This window comes from Vibrio sp. TRT 1302, assembly GCF_050113875.1.
In the GTDB taxonomy this organism is placed as follows: Bacteria; Pseudomonadota; Gammaproteobacteria; order Enterobacterales; family Vibrionaceae; genus Vibrio.
This window is the reverse complement of sequence record NZ_JBNJOF010000001.1, coordinates 145,320-165,908: the sequence shown is the minus strand read 5'-3', so window position 1 is coordinate 165,908 and position 20,589 is coordinate 145,320. Positions and strand designations below refer to the sequence as shown.

Annotated in this window: 11 protein-coding genes; 7 read left to right on the top strand and 4 right to left on the bottom strand. The window is 45.1% G+C overall.

All coding sequences use genetic code 11. From position 1 onward, the window contains the following. Positions 1 to 6: 6 nt before the first annotated feature. The 4 genes from prpF (at position 7) to ACQEXP_RS00705 (ending at position 5,143) form a co-directional block, all read left to right on the top strand. The gene (gene prpF, locus ACQEXP_RS00720; protein WP_269376797.1) at positions 7 to 1,185 is read left to right on the top strand and encodes a 2-methylaconitate cis-trans isomerase PrpF; all 1,179 of its coding nucleotides are present in this window, start codon (positions 7 to 9) and stop codon (positions 1,183 to 1,185) included. Between the two features lie 54 nt (positions 1,186 to 1,239). After that, complete coding sequence (locus tag ACQEXP_RS00715; protein ID WP_426967520.1) at positions 1,240 to 3,117, top strand: propionyl-CoA synthetase; 1,878 nt, start codon at positions 1,240 to 1,242, stop codon at positions 3,115 to 3,117. A gap of 107 nt (positions 3,118 to 3,224) precedes the next feature. Further along, the gene (locus ACQEXP_RS00710; RefSeq protein ID WP_426967518.1) at positions 3,225 to 3,719 is read left to right on the top strand and encodes an N-acetyltransferase family protein; all 495 of its coding nucleotides are present in this window, start codon (positions 3,225 to 3,227) and stop codon (positions 3,717 to 3,719) included. Then, positions 3,716 to 5,143: an NUDIX domain-containing protein gene (locus ACQEXP_RS00705; protein WP_426967517.1), complete on the top strand. Its 1,428-nt coding sequence runs from the start codon at positions 3,716 to 3,718 to the stop codon at positions 5,141 to 5,143. The genes ACQEXP_RS00710 and ACQEXP_RS00705 overlap by 4 nt, the downstream gene beginning before the upstream one ends. A gap of 22 nt (positions 5,144 to 5,165) precedes the next feature. Here the strand turns inward: ACQEXP_RS00705 and ACQEXP_RS00700 are convergent, their stop codons facing one another. After that, complete coding sequence (locus ACQEXP_RS00700; protein WP_426967515.1) at positions 5,166 to 5,975, bottom strand: Cof-type HAD-IIB family hydrolase; 810 nt, start codon at positions 5,973 to 5,975, stop codon at positions 5,166 to 5,168. Between the two features lie 173 nt (positions 5,976 to 6,148). On the opposite strand from ACQEXP_RS00700, the gene queE reads away from it, so the two are divergent. After that, positions 6,149 to 6,799 (top strand): 7-carboxy-7-deazaguanine synthase QueE, encoded by a 651-nt coding sequence (gene queE, locus ACQEXP_RS00695; RefSeq protein WP_269376792.1) that lies wholly within the window; start codon positions 6,149 to 6,151, stop codon positions 6,797 to 6,799. 11 nt (positions 6,800 to 6,810) lie between these two features. Further along, positions 6,811 to 7,494, top strand: a complete 684-nt coding sequence (gene queC / locus ACQEXP_RS00690; protein ID WP_269376791.1) for a 7-cyano-7-deazaguanine synthase QueC — start codon at positions 6,811 to 6,813, stop codon at positions 7,492 to 7,494. 42 nt (positions 7,495 to 7,536) lie between these two features. Here queC and ACQEXP_RS00685 read toward each other — a convergent pair whose 3' ends face one another. The 3 genes from ACQEXP_RS00685 to ACQEXP_RS00675 all read right to left on the bottom strand — a co-directional run bounded on the left by ACQEXP_RS00685 (position 7,537) and on the right by ACQEXP_RS00675 (position 9,908). After that, entirely contained in the window at positions 7,537 to 7,890 is a 354-nt protein-coding gene (locus ACQEXP_RS00685; RefSeq protein ID WP_138972336.1) for a DUF2750 domain-containing protein, read from the bottom strand. A gap of 100 nt (positions 7,891 to 7,990) precedes the next feature. Beyond that, positions 7,991 to 8,602: an OmpA family protein gene (locus tag ACQEXP_RS00680; protein ID WP_426967513.1), complete on the bottom strand. Its 612-nt coding sequence runs from the start codon at positions 8,600 to 8,602 to the stop codon at positions 7,991 to 7,993. A 1-nt stretch (position 8,603) separates the two neighbouring features. Further along, the gene (locus ACQEXP_RS00675) at positions 8,604 to 9,908 is read right to left on the bottom strand and encodes a TolC family outer membrane protein (protein ID WP_331418616.1); all 1,305 of its coding nucleotides are present in this window, start codon (positions 9,906 to 9,908) and stop codon (positions 8,604 to 8,606) included. Between the two features lie 419 nt (positions 9,909 to 10,327). Here ACQEXP_RS00675 and ACQEXP_RS00670 point away from each other — a divergent pair, with 419 nt between their 5' ends. Beyond that, the gene (locus ACQEXP_RS00670) at positions 10,328 to 20,494 is read left to right on the top strand and encodes a VCBS domain-containing protein (RefSeq protein ID WP_426967511.1); all 10,167 of its coding nucleotides are present in this window, start codon (positions 10,328 to 10,330) and stop codon (positions 20,492 to 20,494) included. Positions 20,495 to 20,589: the final 95 nt, after the last annotated feature.

Genomic DNA, 20,589 nt, shown 5'->3' with positions numbered 1-20,589 from the left:
ACGGTCATGAAACTACGTCAGATAAAAGTACCCGCCACCTATATGCGAGGCGGAACCAGCAAAGGGGTGTTTTTCAGTCTGCAAGACCTGCCGTTGGAAGCTCAACAGCCCGGTGAAGCGCGTGACCGTCTGTTAATGCGTGTCATTGGCAGTCCTGATGCTTACGCTAAGCAAATTGATGGCATGGGCGGCGCAACGTCCAGCACCAGTAAAACGGTGATCGTTTCTAAGAGTGAAAAACCGGAACACGATGTTGACTATCTATTTGGTCAGGTCGCGATAGATAAGCCGTTTGTCGATTGGAGCGGTAACTGTGGCAACTTGTCTGCGGCTGTTGGCCCGTTTGCGATCCATGCAGGGCTAGTTGACCCGGAACGTATTCCTGACAATGGTATCGCTGTTGTTAGAGTGTGGCAGGCGAACATCGGCAAGACGATAGTGATTCACGTGCCGATTGTTGATGGACAAGTGCAGGAGCTTGGAGAGTTTGAGCTAGACGGTGTGACCTTCCCAGCAGCGGAGATTCAGGTTGATTTTATGCAGCCAGGGGACAGTTCGGGCAGTATGTTTCCGACCGGCAATGTTATTGATGAACTCAATGTACCGTCGGTTGGTAGTTTCGAAGCGACGATGATTAATGCTGGTATTCCAACCATCTTTATTGATGCTCATGCCCTTGGCTATACAGGCAGTGAGCTACAGCAAGACATTAACAATGATCAAGATGCTTTAGAGCGCTTTGAAACAATAAGAGCATACGGTGCGCTCAAAATGGGTTTGATTGACTCGGTCGAACAAGCGCAAGCGAGACAACACACGCCGAAAGTGGCCTTTGTCAGTCAGGCGAAAACGTATGTTTCTTCGAGCGGTAAAGTGGTTGAAGAGCAGCAGATTGATCTGCTGGTCCGTGCACTGTCAATGGGCAAGTTGCACCACGCGATGATGGGCACAGCGGCGGTAGCCATTGCTTCTGCTGCATGTGTACCAGGCACGATAGTAAACAGAGCCGCAGGAGGAGGTGAGCGTGAGTCGGTCACATTTGGTCACCCTTCTGGCACTTTGAAAGTAGGTGCTAAGGCGAGCGAGAGCGACAACGGATGGCTCGTTGAAAAAGCGGTGATGAGCCGAAGTGCTCGAATCATAATGGAGGGATTTGTGTACGTACCCTCCGATGTCTTTGCGTAGTTGACTGAATCTGACTACCTACAAGCAATGTCGAGACATACTGGAGGAAGCAATATGTCTGCATATGAAAAAGAATATCAATGGGCCCTCAATCAACCACAAGCGTTTTGGGGTGCACAAGCAAAACATATCGATTGGTTCAAAGCACCGGAAACCATATTGGCGAACGACGAGAATGGCGTAGAGCGCTGGTTCCCTGATGGGTTACTGAATACCTCGTGGCTTGCACTTGATTATCACTGTGAGCAGGGGCGTGGTGAACAAACTGCGCTCATTTATGATTCTCCCGTCACTGACACCAAGCGAAGCTACAGCTACCGTGAGTTACGTGATCAGGTGGCAAAAATCGCTGGCATGCTTGCTCAGCAGGGCGTTGAAAAGGGCGATCGCGTTGTTATTTACATGCCGATGATACCTGAAGCGGCCATGGCGATGCTGGCTTGTGCTCGTCTTGGCGCTATTCATTCGGTGGTATTTGGCGGATTCGCTGCCAATGAACTTGCGGTACGTTTGGAAGATGCTGAGCCCAAAGTGGTTATGACAGCGTCGTGTGGAATTGAAGTGAACAAAGTCATTCCATACAAACCATTGGTCGATAAAGCGATTATGGACAGCCGTTGGAAGCCTGAGCACGTCATTGTACTGCAAAGGTCTCAGTGTGAAGCTTCTTTAGAGAGTGAACGCGATATTGATTGGCAGAAAGCGTATCAATCTGCGTTGCCACATGCTTGCGTTCCTGTTCTGGCAACGGATCCGCTTTATATCCTTTACACATCAGGTACAACGGGCAAACCAAAAGGGGTTGTGCGAGACAATGGTGGTCATGCGGTCGCGATGAAGTACTCAATGACCTCTATCTACAACATCCCACAAGATGGCGTGTTTTGGGCAGCATCCGATGTGGGATGGGTGGTTGGACACTCTTACATTGTGTATGCACCACTGATACACGGCTGTACCACGGTGCTGTTTGAGGGCAAACCAGTGCGTACTCCAGATCCGGGTGCCTTCTGGCGAGTGTGCGAAGAGCACAAGGTTGATGTGTTGTTCTCAGCGCCAACCGCGTTTCGTGCGATTAAAAAAGAAGATCCGGATGGTAACTTCATTAAGCAGTTCGACCTATCAAAATTAACCACAATCTTTATGGCCGGTGAGCGTCTTGATCCACCAACATTGGAATGGGTTGAAAGCAAGGCCGACAAGCCGGTGATTGACCATTGGTGGCAGACTGAAACCGGTTGGGCAATTGCCGGAAATCCGACCGGTATTGAGATGATGCCAGTGAAAGCGGGCTCAGCGACTAAGCCTATCCCAGGTTATCAGGTAGAGATCCTTAATGAGCTTGGCGAGGCTGTTGAGGCGAATCAACAGGGCTTTGTCGCTTTGAAGCGTCCACTGCCACCAAGTTGTTTACCTACGGTGTGGCGTAACCATGACCGTTTTGAATCGGGGTATTTGAGTCAGTTCCCTGGCTACTATGTTTCTGGTGATGGTGGCTATCTCGATGAAGAGGGTTACCTATTCATTATGGGGCGTATCGATGACGTGATTAACGTTGCGGGTCACCGTCTATCAACCGGTGAGATGGAAGAGATAGTTGGCGGTCACCCTGCGATTGCCGAATGCGCTGTCGTTGGCGTGCATGATGATTTAAAAGGTCAGTTACCTCTTGGTCTAGTCGTACTTAAAGATGGCGTGAAGGTTGATGATGCACAACTCGAGGGTGAATTGATCAGCAAGGTACGCGAACAGATTGGTGCGGTAGCCTGCTTTAAACACGCGCTGGTGGTTGAGCGTTTACCTAAAACACGCTCTGGTAAGATTCTACGCCGTACTATTCGCCAGATTGCTGATGGTGAGCAATACACGGTGCCATCAACCATTGATGATCCAACGAGTCTAGAAGAGATCGAGAAAGCACTGCACTCTTAGTTGACGCATCTTACGTAGTTCAAGCCCCTCATGCAAAGGGGCTTTTTTGTTGAAAAAATTTTACTAAACCGCCACACTGTCACTTTATTTTCAACGCAAAAATATTTATGCACCCAGTATCAATTCGTTCTGCAGGCGAAAACGATCTCGAACAGCTTAATGAACTGATGTATCAGCTTCATGATGAGCACCATCGTCAATGCCCTAACTACTTCAAAACAGCAGAAGAGATAGAGCAAGAAAAAAGTATTGCTCGCTATTTAGACGATCCTGAATGTCTTGTTTTTGTGGCATGTCAGGCTAACGACATCATAGGCTTTATCACGGGGCATTTTTGCGAACTCATTTCTACAGTTAGTAAGCCGATTCAAATGGGGAGCATTGACGAGCTATATATCTGTCCTGAATATCGTGGACAAGGTGTGGCTAATCAACTTTGCCAAAAAATAGAACAACGCTTTGTCGAGTACGGTGTACAGGAAATTTTTGTTGAAGTGTGGCAATTTAATGCTTCAGCGGTCGAATTCTATCAGCAGTTCGGTTTTGAACATCACATTCATTGGTTACGTAAGTCAGTCGGGAAGCACAAGCCAGCATCATGAGTTTTTATTCTAATATAGTTATCACCTTTATATTTCTGATCTCAGTCTTCTTTTCTCTTTCATCTGTGGCTGAGTCCGACTCTTCAAATTTAAAGGGTGCGGTGTGCGTTATTCGCTCAGGCGAGAAAGTGGTGATGGTTAATGAAATTATTACCGGCAAGCTTTCACTGCCTGCAGGCACTATCGCCAGCGGTGAAGATCCAAAGCTGGCGGCTCAGCGCGAAGCATGGGAAGAGACTGGGCTGGTGGTTTCTGTAGGCAATGAATTAGGCCGTAGTGATAACGCTGCATTTTATGATTGTGTTGCGGACTCAGATATTGTCGCTTTCCAATACAACAATCTTCTCGATGGTAACGAGTTACCCATTTGGTTTGCGCCACATTATGGCATCGAGATATCGTCAGCAATGTTAGTCGATCCTCAACTGGTCCCTAAGGAAGACTATCGTTTTCCAGAGCAACTTCAGTGGTTGATTGATGCTTTGCCCACTGCCACCGATCAGAGCGTGCTTTACGTGGGCAATCTCGTCGAAGCAGCGCCTTTTTTCAATCAGTTAGAACTTGGTTGGATGGTGCAACTGCAACACTCTTTGCTCAAGATGCCTGAGTATATTTACACAGTTTTAGACCTGATGTTGATCGCGGGTAATTATCTTGCGAATCCGCTAATTTTATTGGGGTTATTTCCTCTGCTTTATTGGCGATTTGGTAAGGAGTTTTGTTATCGAGCGTTCTTTGCCGTTACCGTAACATCACTGCTTAGCCTCGTTGCTCAACAAGGGTTTGCACTTCCGCGGCCGCATGTGTATCTGCCTGCTGTAGAGTTGGCATCAAGCTATGGATTTGGTTTACCGAGTTTACCGATGGCAGTTTGGCTTTGCGTGGGTGTCTTGGTTCTGGATGCACTGAAAAAACTGTATCTTAATCGTTGGTCAATCCTATTCCTGATTGCCGTGAGTTGGCTCGCTATTGCCAAGTTTTACAGTGGTGCTGCTTTCATGATTGACAGTATTAGTGGCGCGTTATTAGGTGCTTTATGCGCATGGCATATCATTAGGTTACAAAGCCGAAGCGAAGTGGATGCGATGGTATTGCTCTCATCGAAGCTGGTTTGGGGTATGCTGGTTTTTGCCGCGACACTGCTTACCATCTTTTGGCCAATACCTGTATTTACTTATTGGTTAGCAATAATAGTGACGGTGTTCGGTTTGGTTTCAACCCAGCGTACAGAGCAGAAAAAGGCGAATGGCAAAGATACGGTGATTGCGATGTTTGCTATGGTAATAACCTATTTGGTGGTCAGTTATGCAGCGACCTTTGTGTCCTCAAGTGGCCTCTATTCGCTGATTGTTGAAACACTTAGATACCCGTTATTGCTGATTGCGTTCGCAATACTTATCAGAGCAAAAGCAAAGGCAGCGTAACGCTGCCTTTGTGCATTAGGGCTTATTTGTTCAAAATGAATTGCTCAATAACTTTTGCTACTCCGTCGTCATTGTTGCTCGACGTAATGTAGTTGGCGATGGCTTTGGTCTGTTCCATCGCGTTTTCCATCGCAACCCCAAGCCCAGCATATTCGAGCATGTGGTGATCATTTTCAGCATCACCCATGCAAATCACCTCGTCAGCCTTAATGCCTAGATAATCTGCAATGGCTTTGACGCCAACGCCTTTATTACTGTCGAGACTCAGAAACTCTAAGAAAAACGGCGCACTTTGAACGATGGTAAATTCCTCTCGCACCGATGGTGGGATCTGATCAACGAGTCTAGTTAGAGCTTCTGGCTCGGCAACAATCATGGCCTTGATGATAGCGTGGTTGTCATCAAGTTGATCAAAGTCCATTTCGGTTACTGGAATTTGGTTAATAGTGGATTCAATTTGAGTGAATTCATTGTGCTTTGGGGTGATAAGCCCTAGCTCTGCACTAAAGGCATGACAGTAGGCACCTAGCTGTTGCGCCAGTGCCGCAACTTGTTTAGCGCGCTTACCATCAATGATGGCAGTGTGAATCAGCTTGTTGGTGCCCAGTTCTTTCACCATTGAGCCGTTGAAGTAAACAACGAACTCATTGTCACCTTCAATGTTGAGCTCCGTTAGCTTCGTTTGCATGCCGTCCAGAGGACGACCAGAGGCAAGAACTACCTTTACGCCACGTTGACGTGCTTCGGCAATCGCGCGTTTTGTTCTCTCGCTAATGGTCTTTTCGCTGGTGAGCAAAGTGCCATCCATATCAAGAGCAATCAATTTATACATAACTTACCTTAAAATAGAGCGTAGACGACGCAAAAGAGCCCAGCATAATGGCTGAGATTCGAATGATCAATTTATGAATTAGTTGACCTTCAACTTGGAGTCCTTTAAGGTCTCGTTCCTGCAAATTTTTGATGATGATTTAGGCTGAGTTTAAGTTGTACAAGATTAACGAAATGTTTCAAACCATTCAGGGAGAAGGGGTCTTTACGGGCGTTCCTTCAGTATTTGTCAGATTGCAAGAGTGCCCAGTGGGTTGTGCTTGGTGTGATACTAAGCAAACTTGGGATGCGACCCCGCAAGACGAATGCTCGCTTGAAGAAATCCTAACCAAGAAAGAGGACTCTCCGACTTGGTGTAGTGTATCAGCACAAGACATTGTTAATGAGTACAACAAGCAAGGCTACACCGCTCAACATATTGTGATTACTGGCGGCGAACCTTGTATTTACGATCTTCGTCCTCTGACGGCTGCGTTTGAAGCTATGGGTTGCCAATGTCAGATAGAGACCAGCGGAACTTATGACGTTGTAGCTAGCGAAAATACATGGGTGACAGTGTCACCGAAAGTGGCTATGAAAGGCAAACTGCCAGTGTTAGACAGTGCATTATTGCGAGCGAATGAGATTAAGCACCCAGTAGCGACCGAGAAAGACATCGACCAGCTGGATGCTTTGCTAGAACGCGCTCAAGTGCCAAAGTCGACAACCATTGCGCTTCAGCCAATCAGTCAAAAACCACGTGCAACCGAGCTATGTATTGATGTCTGTATCGCTAGAAATTGGCGTCTGTCGATCCAAACTCACAAATACCTCAGCATTGCTTAAAGGAAACAAACATGAACAAAGCCGTTGTAGTATTCAGTGGTGGTCAAGATTCAACTACATGTCTTGTCCAAGCACTTAAACAGTTTGATGAAGTTCACGCGATTACTTTTGATTATGGTCAGCGTCATAAGTTAGAAATCGAAGTGGCACAAAGCTTAGCGAAAGAGTTGGGTGTTAAGGCACATAAGGTGATGGATGTCAGCCTATTGAATGAACTGGCAATCAGTTCCCTCACTCGTGATGACATTCCGGTTTCTCATGAGCTGCAAGAGAATGGCCTACCAAATTCGTTTGTACCTGGTCGCAATATCCTGTTTTTAACCCTAGCGGGTATCTATGCTTATCAGATTGGTGCGAAAACAGTGATTACTGGTGTATGTGAAACGGATTTTTCTGGCTACCCAGATTGCCGTAATGATTTCGTTAAAGCGATGAATAACGCATTAGCTCAGGGTATGGACTACCAACTAGAGATTGCGACCCCTTTGATGTGGCTGAATAAGGCCGAGACTTGGGCGTTGGCGGATCAGTATGACGCTCTGCAACTTGTACGTGAGAAAACCCTGACTTGCTACAACGGGATTATTGGTGACGGATGTGGTGACTGCCCATCATGCGAACTGAGAAAAGTCGGTCTGAATGATTATTTAGACAACCGTGAAGCGGTGATGGCCGCCTTAGTGGCCAAGCAATAAGAACAAGAACTAAAAAGCGTCCCGAGGGACGCTTTTTTGTCATTAGTCTAGGTACATTTTCGCTAGATCTGATGGCTCCATCTCTTTACCTTCAAGTTGAGCATTCCAGTTAGTACCAACTAAAACACCATCTTCAGCAAGAGTTAGCAACCAATCTTCAACGAAAATATCCAGTGGGATTTCTAGTACTTCGAAGTCTGCCCACTCTTCAACATTGTGCGCTTGTGCATCTTCTTTATTTGACCAGAATGGCATTACTTCACTGTTTTCAAATTCAGTAGAGTCACAAGACAGCCAGCCTTCTTCATTTCGCATGCCCCAAACTAGCTTAGATTGCTTAGTTTCTGAAACGAATAGCTCAAGGTTTGCTTGAATATCAGAAGTTAATTTGCTCATTGGTTTTATCTCATACGTTTAATTGCTGCTAGGGTAACACTCATCACCCAAAAGCAAAATAAAAAAGGGAGCCGAAGCTCCCTTAATATAAAACAAATGGTTATTTCTCAATCTTAGTGAAGATTGACCACTCTTCTTTAACATTACCTTTGTGGCCGACAACCGTTGCCACTACCTTGCGGTTTTTCGCATGGCTGATTTCGTCTGTGCCTAATGCTTCAAGCGCTGTGTCACCGAAACCTACAATGCGGACACGGTCTGAAGCAACACCGTTTTCTAGCAATGCATTTTCGACTGCTTTTGCACGACGCTCAGATAGCGCCATGTTGTATTCCGCTTTACCTACTTTACTCGCATAGCCACGAAGTTCGATCGACGTTGACGGGTAAGATTCAAGGAAGGCAGACATCTCACGAATCTGAGCTAAGAAAACGGGTTGAATCTGATCCGAGTCATTAGCAAACAGAATATGCAGATTTAGCTGCTCTTCTGTTTTGATGTAAGTACCACATCCGTCGTTATCGATATCGGCTTTAGCCGGAGTTTGAGGACATAAATCTCGCGCATTAATCACACCATCCTTATCTTCGTCCAGCAGGTCTGCTAGCTGATTCGGAGTCGGAGTTGCACGGTACTCGTAAGTGTCTTCGGCTTTGAGTGGTGCTGCAAAAATCGTTGCAGTGATAAGCGCTGAAAGTACTGTTTTTTTCATCTTAGTATTCTACCTTCTTATTCCACTCTTCAGGTGTATCCACACGTAGTGCCGCCATCAAGTTGCCCGTTGCATTCATAACGCGGTACTTTGCGTATTGCTCGTCATACTTAGCATCTAGGTAACCTTTTCGAGCCTCGAACAACTCATTCTCAGTGTTGAGCAAGTCAAGTAGGGTACGTTTGCCGAGCTTGTACTGCTTTTGGTATGCAATAACGGTGTCAGATGCCGAGTCTACGTGGTCAGCAAGAAACTCTTTTTGCTGAACGGTAAGATCAAGAGCGCTCCATGATAGACGCAAACCTTCTTCAACAGTGCGGAATGTACGATCTCGGAAATCTTTCGCTTTATTCAACTGATATGCTGCGCTCTCTGATCGGTCTGCATCAGAGCCGCCGTTGTATAGGTTATAGCGCATACGTAGCATTGCAGAGAATTCGTCGCTTCCACCTTCAATACCGCCTGCATCATCGCGCCAAGTTTGGTTGGCTTCGATTGACAGTGTTGGGTAGTTAACGCCTTTAGTTTGGTCATATTGGAATCGAGCAGAATCAACGTCAGCTTGGGCTATCTTGATCACTGGATGTGAGTTAAATGCGGTGTCTAAAGCTTCATCCACCGTAAAAGGAATTGCTGTTTGATCGGCACGAGGGAAGATTAACCCTTGTGGAGCTTGACCAACGATACGCTTGAATTGAGTGTGGACATCAAACAGGTTGTTTTGCGCAGCGAGCAAGTTGCCGTGCGCTTTGGCTAAACGTGCTTCTACTTGTGATAAATCCGCTGTTGAACCTATGCCTGAATCAACACGCTTGCTGATATCACGATAAATCTCTTTGTGCACAGCCAGATTACTTTCAGAAAGAGCTAACACTTCATATGCTTTTGTCGCGTCCAAGTAAATCTTTGTCACTTGAAGAGCGATATCTTGCGCGTCGGAAAGAAGTTGGAATCGAACAGACTCGGCGTCTGCAGCAGTTCTATCCATGTCGTTAAGAGTAGCAGAACCGTCCCATAACAATTGTGTAAGCGTCAAAGTCGCTTCTTTACGGGTCAATTCATTTTCGGTCCCTGATGCCAAGTCAACCGCTTCATAACCAATACCTGCATCTAAATCCAATTTAGGCATGTAAGCGCCAGTTGATGCTTCTGAGTCATAAAACTTACTCATAAACTCATTGTATGATGCTTTAATTTCAGGATTAGTAGTAATGGTGTAGGCAACTGCTTGCTCTAATGTTTGACTATGTGCTGGAAAGCTAAGTGCAACCGCGCAACTTAGTACTTTCAACTTATTCCAATTCACTCTGACTCTCCTCGAAGTGCTCGTAATTGAGGATAATACTCAACTTTTTTGTCTCGTTTGTGAGATTTATCCATCGATAGCGCCAATAAAATAACACTCTTAGTGCCAGAAAACTAATGAAAAACGCATTTATTGTGTTGCTAACTTGTTAATTATCGACAAGGATTAAAAAATTGGGTGCATATTGGTTAAAGAGTCATCATTTAGACTGTATGGTGCTAAAAGTGTGATCTTAATTCATGGTCTCATTGTTGAGAAATGCAACTTGTGTCGTGTTTGTTGAGGTTTTTATACAAAAAATGTGTTTAGCCGAATAGTTAAAGATGTTAATTTATAACTTGCATGAATTTTTAACATTGCCAAATTTTTGTCGGCAATGACATAAGCAAGAATTTAGTCAAGGATAAAGGGCTTAAAATATGGGTTTTGGTACTTACGTAGCAGTAGGCAATTTAGCAGCAAACCAAATCATCGTTATTGATGCAAACGGTAATGTTCGAGTTTTGGCAGAGGGAGAGCTTCCAAAACCGGGTGAGGTGATTGTTCAGGGAAATCCTGAATTTGCTGAAGATCAACAACTACAAGTCAACCTTGTTGGCGACAACGGCGAGAACCAAGATATCTCAGCAGAAATAGCAGATATCTTTGCTGCGTTAGAAGAAGGCCAAGACCCGACTGAGTTAGGTGAAGACTTTGCAACGGCCGCTGGTGGGCAGAGTGGTTCGAGTTTAACGTCATCAGCGTCTGTTAGCCGCGATGCCGCCGAGACTATAGCGTCGACTAATTTCGATACTTCAGGTTTTGAATCATTAGGCCTTTCTCAGACACAAAGCCTTGCACTCCTAGAACAATTCCGTCTATTCAATCCCGTTTTCGTTGATCTAAACAACGACCCACTAGGTGATAGCCTTGCCGTTGTTACTGACGAAGATACACCTATCAGCGGTACGCTGACTGCTACAGACCAAAATGCCCAAGATATCCTAACTTTCTCCCAATCTTCTGCGCCTTCAAATGGTACCGCTGTCGTAAACCCAGACGGCACTTGGACATATACGCCGAATGAAAACTACAACGGCCCTGATAGCTTCACTGTCATTGTCAATGACGGCAATGGTGGTACAGATACGCTGGTAGTCAATATTGATGTTACGCCAGTGAATGATCCTGCAACAGTTAGTGATGATGCTGGTTTGGTTGTTGAGGACTCCGAGAATCAAACAGTAGCGACAGGTACACTTGACATCGTGGATGTGGATGCTGGCGAAGCATTTGTACAGGCATTCGAATCAACAAATGAATATGGCACATTCAAAGTAGAGGCTGACGGTAGTTGGTCTTTCACAATTAACAATGAGAGTCCAGCGGTTCAAGCACTGCCTGACGGCAAAGAGATTCCGTTAAGCTTTGATGTCACGTCACTAGATGGAACAGGTACTGGTACAGTTTCAATTACTGTTAAAGGCACCAATGACACAGCGACGATTTCAGTTAAAGATGCTCAGAGCAAAGATGTTATTGAAGCGGGTATCGACAAAGATGGCAATGCGATTGGGAATGATTTCGCAGAAGGTAAGCTGTCTGTGTCGGATGCGGACGCAGGTCAGAGTATCTTTGGCAAGGTGACACCAGAAGCCTTGCAAGGTGAATACGGTACCTTTACGTTCGATAGCGATACTGGTGCGTGGACATACCAACTGGATGACAAAAAAGCGGACGCTCTAAAGCAGGGGGAGACGTTTACCGAAACGTTGACCGTTGCGTCAGTGGATGGCACAGACAGCCATAAGATTGAAGTCGAAGTCAAAGGCAGCAACGACGCGCCAACGGTGGAAGGCTCGCTGACTAAGAGAACAAACGAAGACGCGAAACAGAAGCAGCTTGACCTATTGGATGGCGCTGACGATGTAGATAAAGACGCGCAGCTATCTATTGATCTCGATAGCATGAAAGGCTTGGTTAAAGGGCTGAGTATTGCGGATGATGGCCATACGTTGATTATCAACCCAGAAGACTTTAGCTATCTCACTCAAGGTGAAAAAGCGGTCATTAAACTAGAGTACAACGTGATTGATGGTTTGGGTGGTGTGACTGCTCAAACGGCGAAGATTGTGATCAAAGGCCGTGATGATGACGCAGAAATCAGCGTAGAGAATGAGCAAAGCGCCGACATTATTGAAGCGGGTATCGACTCACAAGGCGATGCCATTGGTAATGACTTCGCAGAAGGTAAGTTGTCTGTGTCGGATGCGGACGCAGGTCAGAGTATCTTTGGCAAGGTGACACCAGAAGCCCTGCAAGGTGAATACGGTACCTTTACGTTCGATAGCGATACTGGTGCGTGGACATACCAACTGGATGACAAAAAAGCGGACGCTCTAAAGCAGGGGGAGACGTTTACCGAAACGTTGACCGTTGCGTCAGTGGATGGCACAGACAGCCATAAGATTGAAGTCGAAGTCAAAGGCAGCAACGACGCGCCAACGGTGGAAGGCTCGCTGACTAAGAGAACAAACGAAGACGCGAAACAGAAGCAGCTTGACCTATTGGATGGCGCTGACGATGTAGATAAAGACGCGCAGCTATCTATTGATCTCGATAGCATGAAAGGCTTGGTTAAAGGGCTGAGTATTGCGGATGATGGCCATACGTTGATTATCAACCCAGAAGACTTTAGCTATCTCACTCAAGGTGAAAAAGCGGTCATTAAACTAGAGTACAACGTGATTGATGGTTTGGGTGGTGTGACTGCTCAAACGGCGAAGATTGTGATCAAAGGCCGTGATGATGACGCAGAAATCAGCGTAGAGAATGAGCAAAGCGCCGACATTATTGAAGCGGGTATCGACTCACAAGGCGATGCGATTGGTAATGACTTCGCTAAAGGTACACTTAAGGTCGAGGACGCAGACAGTGGCCAAGACACGTTCGCGGCTGTTGATGGCGCGAAGCTGTCGGGTAAATATGGTGATTTTACCTTCAATGCGTCAACGGGTGAGTGGACATATACCCTTGATGATACAAAAGCGAATAAGCTTGATCACAATGACACATACGAAGAGAAGCTGACGGTTAAGTCGCTTGATGGTAGTGCGAGTCATACTATCAGTGTTGAAGTTCAAGGCAGTAACGATGCACCAACAGTGGTAGGTGCACTGAGCAAGTCAACGCATGAAAATGCTGCTAAAACGACGCTGGACCTATTGAAAGGCGCGGACGATGTGGACGAAGATGCGACGTTATCCATCAAAAACATCTCTGGTCTGGTTGACGGGTTAACCCTTGATGCAGACGGTCACACGCTGAATATTGATCCATCATTCTTTGATTATCTCTCCGTGGGTGAAACCGAAACCCTAGTTTTGTCTTACAATGTAGTTGATGGTCTGGGTGGTATTACTCCACAAACCGCGACCATTACTATTACCGGAACCAATGACGGCCCTGAAGCAAATGATGATAAATACGGGGTAGAAACTACAACGCTACTCTTCTCTGAGTCATTCGAGCATATGGCGAATACTGGTAAGTGGACAGTCGTACATGGCGATCAACTGGATGATTGGGACGGCACTAACGGTCTCGAAATACAACGCGATGGGCTTATCGCCAAGGCTACCGATGGCGATTATATTGCGGAGCTAGACGCTCATCAAAATACTGCGATTACAACTACAATAGACACTGCTGGTCAAGACAGGATCCGCGTAGAGTTTGATTACAACCCTCGCAAAGACGGTAATGAGTCGTCGAACATGACATTTACAGTGGGCTCCACTGTGATAACTGTAAATGCGGATGGCATGCTATCCAATGTCCCTCCTGGCGTGGTGGTTTCAATCACCCCAGCGGATAATGGTTGGTTTAGAGTGTCCGGTGAGTTTGATGTTAACGATAGTGCGACGACACTACTCGGTTTCGCCGGTGATGGTACTTCCGACAGCTATGGTGCTTTGCTAGATAATATTAAAGTGACAGGTATCAACCAGCCAAATCTTGTTACTGAAGAAGAGCAGACGATCACGATTTCGTTTGACGAGCTTTTGGCAAACGACATTGACATCGATGGCGATGATCTCATTATTGTCGAAGGTTCGATTTCGCTACCTAAGCACGGTGAAGATTATGTCGAGTACAAAGATTTTATCGTCGATTACGAAAACGGAACGATAACGTTCACACCAGCAAAAGACTTCAATGGCGAAGTGACTTTCACATACAAAGTCACAGATGGTAACGGTGGTTTTGACGACGCTACAGTTACTCTGAACGTCACGCCAGTTAATGATGCCCCAGAGTTCACTAATGAAAACGGCGTTAACGGTGGCTACGAATTCAGTTATGACGAAGGCATTGACGGAACAACAGTCATTGGTACCGTAACGGCAGAAGATATTGATAACACGCAAGATCAGCTTTCATTTAGGTTTAAGTCAGGTAATGAACAAGGTTGGTTCGAGATTGACGATCAGGGCCGTATTACGCTAACTGACGCAGGTGTTGAATCACTTGCTAACGATTTTGATGTCACGGCAAATATTCATAATTTAGTTGTTACCGTCAGCGATGGTACAGATAGCGTTGATACGATTGTCAAGTTGATGGAAAACAACTTGAATGATGAAGATACTAAGTTTGATTCGGATAAAGTTAGCTTCAACTACCAAGAAAACCACGAGCCTAACGTAACCATCGGTACGGTGACCGCCACAGACAAAGATGGCGACAACATCAGTTACTCAATTGCTGAGGGTGACAACGTATATATTGATGGTAAGCCTTTGTATCAGGTAGATGCTAAGACAGGTGAGATTAGCCTGACTGAAGAAGGTGCGGCTGCGTTCACTAATGACTATGAGATTGCGACCAATACACATGTAATAAAAGTTACAGCTAAAGGATTCGATGGTGCAGGTGACCCTACAGTAGGGACAGTGGAAGTTACTCTCAATGAAACTGATGATGAAACAGACAACAAGCCACAAGCTAAGGACTTTACCGTCTCGCTAGACGCACAGGGTAAATCTGATGTCCTATTTGATTCTAGCGATGAGTCTACGGATCAAATCAGCGACAAAGAAGACGATAGAGATGGCGAGCAGCTTAGCGTTGTCATCACTGAACTTCCTGATTCTGGTAAGCTTTACTACATCGAAGGCGATAACAAGACTGAAGTTGTCGTCGGCCAGAAGTATGCTAACCCGAACAATATCGTTTACGAAGATGATCAGGAATCAACGGGCTTCTTCTTAGGTTTAAATGACACATCTAACCTTGAGAAAGGCAAAGAGAGCACTACGGATTTCCATAACTGGGGTGAAAGAGTAAGCGCTACAGAACGCGTGGTAGAGTTTGCAAATGGTGACAAAGTCACTATTACGTCTGAAACTCGCGACGGTGCCCCAGGTAAACCTTTAGTTCAAGACAACGCTCAATTGGGTCATATGGGATTCGGTATATCTGCTGGCAAAGACCAAGGTATAGATAGCGATGAAGTTATTCGCATTAATTTCGAATCTCGCCCTGCAGATTCAGTGACGCTTGGTTTAAGCGGATTAGGTGGTTGGTTTGCGCCAAATGCAGCTGATAATGTTATCTCTCGAGCAGAGATAACTGTGACTTTTGACTATGGTGATCGTACAGAACAAGAAACTTTCTTTTATGATGACACTCACAACAATCAGACGGTAACCATCGTTGCTCCAGAAGGTGCAGAGATCGTGGCGGTTGAAGCAAGCACGAAAGGACCTGGCAACTGGGAGTTAACTTCTCTTGAAGCTAAAGCGTCTGATTCGTTTGACTATAAAGCGGTAGATAGCGACGGTAATGAGAGTGATGTTAAGACTGTTACCATCGTTGAAGGCAACACCGCCCCATTCGCTAACGATGACCCTGATGGTTACAGTATTAGCTTAGGTTCTTTGAATAATAATGACTGGTCAGGTTATGAATCGGTTGTGTCAGCACACTACCAAGGCTCTGATAAAGCGGTAAATATCTCAATGGACGGCGACCTTAAGATGGGAGTTGATTCAGACGCTAATGGTGGCCCAGGTGCACAAATCCAATATAACCGTGATACAGGCGTTTCTGAGCAACTAGTCTTTAATCTTGGCAAACCATCTACGGAATTCTCGTTTACAGTCTCAAACCTGATTAAAGGTGAAGGTGGACCTGGTAACCACGAACAAGGTAAGTGGGTTGCTTACTTTGGCGACACTGCGGTAGCTAGTGGTATGTTTATTGCCAACGACGCTAATAACACAGGTAGCTATTCATTCGATGCTAACGGAGAGTTTGCGTTCGATAAGGTTGTATTCGAGGCTGTTGACTTTACGGATGTTCCTGCGAAAGGCACGGATTCTTCTGACTACTTCGTCACGGGCTTCAGCGCTTCAAGCGATGGTGGTGCCCATGTCATCGAGCAAGATCCAGATGGCACCACTGAGTTTAGAATTCCGGTTTCTGAGTTGCTAAGCAACGACGGTGATGTGGACGGTGACGAAATTCGTATCACGTACGTATTTGGCGAACAAAATGGTGATGCGTACATCGATGGTGATGAAGTCGTATTTAACTTAGAGCGTGATCACGTAGGTCCTGCTGAGTTTAAATACCAGATCACTGACGATAAAGGCGGTTTTGCCGAAGCAACGGTTAAAGTGATTGTTAACCCTGTTGAACCGAATGATGTCACTGTGAAGTCTATTGAAGGTACGGATGCACTAGAAGGCGATAACTTAGTTTACAAAGTGACTCTAAGTGAAGGTCCTCTGAGCGCCCAGTCTTTCAAACTGACATACGGTGGCGCCAATGATTCGGCTGATAAACAAGCGGATGTTGACTTAAGTAAAGTGGTATTTACTAATGGTGTTAAGTTCGAGAACGGACAAATTACTGTACCAGTTGGCGTTAGTAGTTTCTCTATCTTGGTTCCAGCACTTAAAGACGGTACCTACGAGAACCCAGAAACCTTTAGCATTACGCTAGGTGAAGGCTCGAGCGCAGTCAGTGAGTCAGCAACGATTAGCAATATTGATATTCCTGGGCTAAAAGTGAAACCTGCGGGTGACGTTAGCGAAGGTTCAAATGCAGTATTTGAGGTTGAGCTTACTAAAGACACTGAAGTTAGTGTGAAGATCAACCTTGGGCTTACAGCGGAAAGCGACGGAGCCACTCTGAGCGGTGATGGTGTTGATGTAGGAACTATTAAGGTTGAGTACTACAATCCTGAAACTAAAAAGATTGAAACGCTCGATGTCGCTGACAACGGTGACGTTATTGTACCTAAAGGTGTTACAGAGCTAACTGTGACGGTGCCAACTTTGGACGATAAGCAAGCTCCAGTATTTGAAGGCGAAGAAGCGTTCAACTTGGTAGTTAAAGGTGTTGAAGGTGTATCTAGTGAACAGGTTTCTGGTGAAGCAGTAATTGTTGATGATGGACGAGAGATTGGCGGGGACACAGGCTCACCTACAAACTCAGATGATGACCGTCCTGTCGTTGAGTCGGTAAGTGAGCCGACTATTGAGGAAGCCGTTGGTGCTGCCGCTGAATTTGAAGTTGAATTGTCAGCTAAGAGCGAAACTGAAACAACTGTAACGATGAAACTAACTGAACTTGAGGCGACCTTCTCCGAGGACTTTAATGGTGATCAAGTAAAGGTTGTTTACGACCAAGACAAAGCTCCATTAGTTGTCGACAAGATAAACGGTGAGTTCACATTCACGCTGCCAGCTGGTTATGACAGCTTTAAAGTCCAGGTTGAGATTAAAGATGACTCTGTCTCTGACAATAACGAACAGTTTAAGTTAACAGTTTCTACTGAATACCAAGATGTTGCGGAGTCTGGTAAAGCAACAATTACGGATAATGAGCGTCCTAGCGTTGACTTGAATGGTGTCCAGTATCAAGTAGAAATGGTTTCTGAAAGCGCCGAGTTTAGTAATGTTTTTGGTTATTACATTTGGGATGACGCAACGAAATCAGCAGAGCTTAAAGTGCTAATTCATAACTCACATGATGTCGATAACCCAGATGAGCTTGCATTGCTAGATTCGTTGGATAACGTTGAGTACTTTATTTTGCCAAACGGGGCTAGCTCCATTGACGCGGCTGACGTTCTAACAGTCAATGCCGAAGGTAAACTGCTGGTTAACGGTAATGAAAGTAGTCAGGCGGCTTACTTTAGCCATATCGATACTGAGCAATTCGATATTTCTGATGATAAATCAGAGGTCAGAGTTGCGATGGAAGACTTGCTTTACGATGGCAGTGATAAGGATTTTAATGACTTAGTTATCGCAATCCGTCCTGTCGATGGCGGTATTGATTATTCGACGACTTATGTTGAAGGACAAGGTGCCGTTGCTATCGCCGATGTTGATGCGGATATTTTCGATGACCACAACTTGATTACGTCTATGTCAGTTAAGTTGACAAATGTACAGTCGGGTGATGTCGTTGATTACTCGCGTATAGGTGCTAACTTCTTAGTCGATAATACGAGTCCAGATCTTCTTGTGATTACTGTGTTTGGCGGAGGTGCATTATCAGCATCGGATTTTGAAACGGCGCTAAAAGCGATTACGTTCAGCAATACAAATGCCGATCCAGATAATACCGATCGTGTCATTGAAGTAACCGTAGCTGATGATAAAGGTCAGGCTTCTGCAACAGCGAAAGCAACCGTTGTGGTACAAGATGCGCCAGACTCACAAAACAATACTCCTCCAAAAGCATTCGGTGATGCGTTCGACACCGTAGGGGGAAGTCGAGAAATTAAATTTGATAGCCTAGTTTTGGACGCTGAAGATGACTTAGATGAGAATGATGTTATTCGTTTAGTCATCGAATCCGAACCAAAGTTTGGGGATATTTACTATTTCAATGAGGATGGTGTCCGTACTGAATTGTCCGTTGGGGATATTATTTCTGAAACCACAAGCATTCACTACAGCGTGAATCCCGAACTTATTGCTGTTAACGGCACAATAGTGGCAAAGGATATTGACTCTAGCCTACTTGGTACATCCAGTCTTACAGTTAATGGTTTATACACAATTTCAGGTGGAACTGTCTTAAAAGGGGATATTGCCGAATCCCACCAGTTCACTGAAACAGGGAAGCTTATATATGATCACGCTAAAGGTGAAGAAGGCTTAGCTATCTCTACTACGAAAAACGATGCAGGTAATGGTGATGAAATTAATCGAAATGAATACATATCGGTTAAATTTGAGTCTGTGGAAGTCAACAAAGCAGTGGTATCTCTAGGCAGTATAAATGGTTTGTTTAACAATGATAAATCGTCACTTACTGCACTGTTTTTTAAAGATGGAAAATTTGTTGGTTCTGATGAGCTAGATATTGTTAGGGGTGAACATAATAAGGAAGGTTCAGCTCAGCTACAAAATGGTGTAGCATTTGACGAAGTACGTTTTGTACTAAATGCGAAAAACAATAGTGCTGGCTATGTCTTGCAGGGAATAAAAGTGGTTGAAGTTACGGATGTAGCTGATTCATTTGACTATAAGGCTGTTGATTCAGAGGGCTTAGAGAGTGATAGTGCGACAATTACTCTAAATAGTAGCAACTTGACTATTTCATCTAACCCGAATGCGATCGATCATGTACGAATTAATCATTATGGCGATCAAGTTCATGAACATGTTAGTTGGAGTGCTTCTGGGATTAGTAATCCTATTAGTAATAAGGTGCTAGAAGGACATAAGCAAGGGTTATTTGTTGATGTAGGTGATGCAGGCGATAGTGTTTATTTAGGCGAAGGAAACGATACGATCTATCTTGGACGTAGTCATGCTGGTTTAGATGAGCACGAAGGTCAAGGAGACTTGGTGAGTGGTACGCAACAGACATTAGTAAACATATTCTCGTCCGGAGCAGATGGAAAGCACTTGGAAGCTTCAGATGATAAGTTTGTTGACGGCGTAGAGTATGTTGAACTCACAACAGCTGAAGAAAACAGTGATCTCAATATAAATAGTCTTAGCACTGCCAATATTGACATTGCTCACGGTGGCGGTGGCGATGATATCATCTTTGGTGAAGGTGGCATTGATGCGATCTTTGGAGGTTCTGGTGATGACCAAATATATGGTGGCGCTGGTGTTGATGTTCTTCGCGGTGGTACTGGAAATGACTATATTGATGGTGGTGAGGGTAAAGACTATCTGATAGGTGGTAGTGGCGACGATATTCTCATTGGTGGAGATGATGCAGACATCTTCAAGTTCGTTGACCAGGGCACAGGTGTTCGTGATGGTGAAGTTGATACGATTAAAGACTTTACTGCTCATGAAGATAAGATTGATATCTCTGAACTGCTTCATACAGATGCTAACGACTCAATTACTACGCTGTTAGATAATCATGAGATTGGACTCGCTCTTAATGGCGACAATCTGGAACTAACTATCTCTGATGGTGCGAAGAGTCAGACTGTTATTATTGAAGGTGGTAAGGCTGAGTACACTGAAGAGTTGGCCGGTGGTCCGCTTGATAGTGCAAGTACTACAGCAATCCTGAACGACTTGCTCAAAGTGTACGACACAACTAACCACTAAACCAAAAAGGGCCGCAAGGCCCTTTTTTAATGCACGTTACTTAGGTTGTGTATTCTTCAGTAGCAGTAAAAAGAAAGGGTTGGCATCAAATGCCA

Coding starts and splice junctions, on each gene's coding strand:
- ACQEXP_RS00685 (WP_138972336.1), bottom strand. CDS start 7,890: ATGAGCAAATTAACTTCTGATATTCAAGCAAACCTTGAGCTATTCGTT.
- queC (WP_269376791.1), top strand. CDS start 6,811: ATGAACAAAGCCGTTGTAGTATTCAGTGGTGGTCAAGATTCAACTACA.
- ACQEXP_RS00710 (WP_426967518.1), top strand. CDS start 3,225: ATGCACCCAGTATCAATTCGTTCTGCAGGCGAAAACGATCTCGAACAG.
- ACQEXP_RS00715 (WP_426967520.1), top strand. CDS start 1,240: ATGTCTGCATATGAAAAAGAATATCAATGGGCCCTCAATCAACCACAA.
- ACQEXP_RS00680 (WP_426967513.1), bottom strand. CDS start 8,602: ATGAAAAAAACAGTACTTTCAGCGCTTATCACTGCAACGATTTTTGCA.
- ACQEXP_RS00705 (WP_426967517.1), top strand. CDS start 3,716: ATGAGTTTTTATTCTAATATAGTTATCACCTTTATATTTCTGATCTCA.
- queE (WP_269376792.1), top strand. CDS start 6,149: ATGTTTCAAACCATTCAGGGAGAAGGGGTCTTTACGGGCGTTCCTTCA.
- prpF (WP_269376797.1), top strand. CDS start 7: ATGAAACTACGTCAGATAAAAGTACCCGCCACCTATATGCGAGGCGGA.
- ACQEXP_RS00670 (WP_426967511.1), top strand. CDS start 10,328: ATGGGTTTTGGTACTTACGTAGCAGTAGGCAATTTAGCAGCAAACCAA.
- ACQEXP_RS00700 (WP_426967515.1), bottom strand. CDS start 5,975: ATGTATAAATTGATTGCTCTTGATATGGATGGCACTTTGCTCACCAGC.